The organism is uncultured Amnibacterium sp. (assembly GCF_964244015.1).
Lineage (GTDB): Bacteria > Actinomycetota > Actinomycetes > Actinomycetales > Microbacteriaceae > Amnibacterium.
In genome coordinates, this window is sequence record NZ_CAXTHO010000042.1 from 1 (window position 1) to 4,276 (window position 4,276).

Here is a 4,276-nt window from a genome sequence, read left to right on the forward strand (position 1 = left end):
GGCTATGCGCTCGGCTTCGGCGGGCGGTGGAGGACCGTGCCGGTCAGCGCTGCGACCCGGCGCACGACGGGCGGGCGCAGCGCCAGCACGAGCGCTCCGGTGAGCAGCAGGGATACCGCGAACACCGCGGCGCCTACCCAGCTCTGGTCGTCGCGGAGCGCGTAGATGTGGTTCAGGTTCCTGATGGCGCCCGTCGCGAGCACGAGGAACACGTGGATCACCGTGAACCCGACGAAGAACCACATGGTCCACCAGTGGATCGTCTTCGTCAGCCGGAGGGGGAAGCGCGCGTCGAGGAACCGCAGCCGCGCGGCGAAGCCGGGCGCCGCGCGCAGGCCGGTCAGCACGGCGATGGGACCGGCGACGTAGACGACCGCGAAGTAGCTCAGCTGCTGCAGCGCGTTGTAGTCGATCCAGCCGTTTTCCGTCGGCCAGACCAGCGACGCGTACTGCAGACCCGCCGAGACCGCCTCCGGGACGATCCGCCAGTCGGTCGGCACGATGCGCACCCAGTGCCCGCTCACCGCGGCCAGCACGACGAACAGCACGCCGTTCAGCACCCAGAGCGTGTCGGCGACGTAGTGCGACCAGAGGTCGATCGCGACGCGGATCGGAGGGTTCGCAGTGCGGATCCTGCCGTCGTTCCGCCGGATCCAGAAGGTGGAGGGGCGACCGCCGCGATGGATCCGCCAGCCCGACCGAACGGTGAAGAGCAGGAACACCGCATTCAGGCCGTGCTGCCACGCCGACCACGCCGGGAAGCCGACGGGGGTGCCCGCCGGCTGCGGCGCGGCTCCGGAGTACGTGCCGACGAACGCCTCCCCCGCCGGGGAGAACCGGATGAGGCGAGCGATCACGACGACCAGCACCACCAGCACGACGGCACCGGCGGCGACGAGCCACGGCCATCGCCGGTGCGCAGCCGGCGCGACCCCTGTACTCACGCGGTCGCCGCTCACACGGTCGGCACGAGCGCAGCGCGCAGCGCGCGGAGGCGGGCGAGCGTCTCGGGGCCGCCGAGGATCGCGAGGGACTCGAACAGCGGAGGCGAGACCCGGCGCCCGCTCGTCGCGACCCGGACCGGGCTGAACGCGACGCGCGGCTTCAGGCCGAGGTCGTCGATCAGCGCTCCCTCGAGCGCCGCCTTCACGCCCGCGACGGTCCAATCGGAGACGTGCGTGAGGGCCGCCTCAGCGGCAGCGAGCACCTCCGCGGCATTCCTCGGGAGAGCGGCGACTGCGGCCTCGTCCGCCACGAGCGCGTCCGCGGTGACGAAGAACGACCCGAGCAGGTCCGGCGCCTGGCCGAGCAGCTGCATCCGCTCCTGCACGAGCGGCGTCAGCCGGCGCAGCAGGGCGAGCTGGTCCGCGGTCGGCTCCTCCGGCAGCACGTCCTTCACCTGCAGGTACGGCACGATCCGCGCCGTGAGGTCGTCGACGTCGAGCCGGCGGATGTGGTCGCCGTTGATCGATTCGGCCTTCTTCAGGTCGAAGCGCGCCGGGTTGGGGTTGACCGAGCCGATGTCGAACGCGGCCACGAACTCCGCCTGCGAGAACACGTCGCGGTCGGGCCCGATGGACCAGCCGAGCAGGGCCACGTAGTTGAGCAGGCCCTCGGGGATGAAGCCGCGCTCCCGGTGGAGGAACAGGTTCGCCTCCGGGTCGCGCTTCGACAGCTTCTTCGTGCCGTCACCCAGCACCAGCGGCAGATGGCCGAACCGGGGCACCCACGAGGCCACGCCGATGTCGATCAGCGCGTGGTACAGCGCGATCTGCCGCGGCGTCGAGGGCAGCAGGTCCTCGCCGCGCAGCACGTGGGTGATGCGCATCAGCGCGTCGTCGACCGGGTTCACGAGCGTGTACAGCGGCTGACCGCCGGGACGCACGACGACGAAGTCGGGGAACGAGCCCGCGGCGAACGTGATCGTGCCCCGCACCAGGTCGTCGAACGACAGGTCCTCCTCCGGCACGCGGAGGCGCAGGGCCGGCTGCCGGCCCTCGAGCGCGAACTGCGCCCGCACAGCCGGGTCACGCTCCCAGTTGCCGTACCCCTGCTGCACCGGCCGGCCCTCGGCACGATTGTGCGCCTCGATCTCCTCCGCGGTCATGAACGACTCGTAGAGGTGGCCGGAGGCGGTGAGCCGATCGATCACGTCCTGATAGATCGCGCCGCGCTGCGACTGGCGGTACGGCTCGTCGGGGCCGCCTTTCAGCACGCCCTCGTCCCAGTCGAGGCCGAGCCAGGTGAGCGCGTCGACGATCTGGTCGAACGACTGCTCGCTGTCGCGGGCGGCATCGGTGTCCTCGATGCGGAACACGAACGCGCCGCCGGCGTGCCGAGCCTGCGCCCAGTTGAACAGCGCGGTTCTGACCAGGCCGACGTGGGGCAGGCCGGTGGGTGACGGGCAGAAGCGCACGCGGACGTCGGAGCCCGTGGCGTTCGTGAACGGATGGGCGATCGGCATGGCGATAGACGAGTCTACCGAGCGGCCGCGACCGGTCTCAGGCGAACACGACGACGAGCGATGCGACCGCGATCAGCGCCCAGGCACCGAGGCCCGCGGCGGCGGTACGGGCACCCGTCCCGGCCAACTGCCGGAACCGGATGCCGGAGCCGAGACCGAACAGCGCCATGCCGAGCAGCACGGTCTGCAGCACCTGCGCGACGTCGAGCACCGCCTGCGGCAGGGGCAGGAGACTGCGCACCAGCACCGAGACGACGAACCCCGCGACGAACAGCGGGAGGATCGGCGCCCTCGTCCCCTCCTGCGCACCGCGCAGCCGGAGGACGAGGCCGGTCCCGGCGACCAGCGGGGCGAGCAGCAGCACTCGGAGCAGCTTCACCACGATCGCGACGGCGAGCGCGCCGCTCCCCCACTGCTGCGCGGTCGCCACGACCTGGCCCACGTCGTGCACGCTCGCCCCGGTCCACCGGCCGAACGCCTCCGTCGACAGGTGGGCCGCTCCGGCGACGACCGGCAGCACGACGATGGCGAGCGTGCCGCAGAGGGTGACGAGTGCGACGGGCCGGGACTGCTCCTTCGCGTCGCTCCTCGTCACCGCGGCCATCGCGCCGATCGCGGATGCGCCGCAGATCGCGAACCCGGCAGCGAGCAGGATCGGCTCCCGCCCCGGCAGTCGGGCGAGGCGGGCGATCCCGTACGTGCCGGCGAAGGCGACCGCGGTCACGAGCACCACCGTGACGACCGTGGGCCACCCGAGGCGGACGACATCGGCGAGCACCAGCTGGAGGCCGAGCAGCACCACCCCGATTCGGAGGCATCGCCGTGCGGCCGTGGCGATCCCCGGCGCGAGCGGGCCGTCGAGCCACCGGGTCGCCGCGGGCACCTGTCCGGCGGCCACACCGAGCACGACGCAGACCGTGAGCTGCGGCACCGCGGGGACGAGCAGGTGGAGGAGGAAGCCCGCGCCGACCGCGAGCAGCGCGATCGCGAGCCCCGCGATCACCCGCGGTTTCTGACCGGGTTCACGAGCCGGCCGATGCCGCCGATCTCGATCTCGACCCGGTTGCCCGCGACGATGTCGAGCTGCCCGGACGAGCTGCCGGTGAGGATCAGGTCGCCGGGGAGCAGCGTCCAGACGTCGGAGACGATCTCGACGATCTCCGGGATCGACAGCACGAGGTCGCGGGTGTGCCCGCTCGAGCGCTCCTGCCCGTCGACGAGCGTGCGGATCGGCACGCCGCGCGGGTCGATCTCGGTCTCGATGAACGGGCCGATCGGGCAGAACGTGTCGTAGCCCTTGCCCCGCGCCCACTGCCCGTCGTCGAGCATCTGGTCGAGCGCCGTGACGTCGTTCGCGATCGTGTAGCCGAAGATGACCTGATCGGCGTCCTCCGCGCGCACCCGCTTCGCGACCGCGCCGATCACGATGGCGAGCTCGCCCTCGTGGATGATCCGACCGGCTACCGGCGGCAGCTGGATCGAATCGTTCGGGCCGATCACCGCGGTGTTCGGCTTCAGGAAGATCACCGGCTCGGTCGCCGATCCCGGCGGCAGCAGCCCTTCGATGCCGGCGGAGTTCAGGCCGATGCCGACGATCTTCGACCGCGGGATCACCGGCGCGAGCAGCTTGGCCTCGGCCAGCGGCACCCGCTCCCCCGTCGTCTCGAACCCCTGGAACATCGGGTCGCCCGCGACGACGACCAGGTCCTCGTCGTCCACGATGCCGAACTGCGGGTCGCTGCCCCCTGAGGTGAACCGCGCGATCTTCACCCCGAGACCCTACCGAGGCCCCTGCCGTCGCTAGCGGGGCCC

At 71.9% G+C, this 4,276-nt stretch carries 4 protein-coding genes; all 4 read right to left on the reverse strand.

Annotated features, from left to right (window positions below; genetic code table 11):
• Nucleotides 1–2: 2 nt before the first annotated feature.
• Genes ACFE67_RS06805 through ACFE67_RS06820 form a run of 4 tightly spaced genes read right to left on the reverse strand, consistent with a single transcriptional unit; the run spans nucleotide 3 to nucleotide 4,234 of the window.
• Nucleotides 3–944, reverse strand: a complete 942-nt coding sequence (locus ACFE67_RS06805) for a cytochrome b/b6 domain-containing protein (RefSeq protein ID WP_375406113.1) — start codon at nucleotides 942–944, stop codon at nucleotides 3–5.
• 11 nt (nucleotides 945–955) lie between these two features.
• Nucleotides 956–2,464, reverse strand: a complete 1,509-nt coding sequence (gene gltX, locus ACFE67_RS06810; protein ID WP_375406114.1) for a glutamate--tRNA ligase — start codon at nucleotides 2,462–2,464, stop codon at nucleotides 956–958.
• A 37-nt stretch (nucleotides 2,465–2,501) separates the two neighbouring features.
• A complete protein-coding gene (locus ACFE67_RS06815) occupies nucleotides 2,502–3,467 on the reverse strand; it encodes a YeiH family protein (RefSeq protein WP_375406115.1) in 966 nt (321 codons plus the stop codon).
• On the reverse strand, nucleotides 3,464–4,234 hold the full coding sequence (locus tag ACFE67_RS06820) for a fumarylacetoacetate hydrolase family protein (RefSeq protein WP_375406116.1): 771 nt from the start codon (nucleotides 4,232–4,234) through the stop codon (nucleotides 3,464–3,466). The genes ACFE67_RS06815 and ACFE67_RS06820 overlap by 4 nt, the downstream gene beginning before the upstream one ends.
• Nucleotides 4,235–4,276 lie beyond the last annotated feature (42 nt).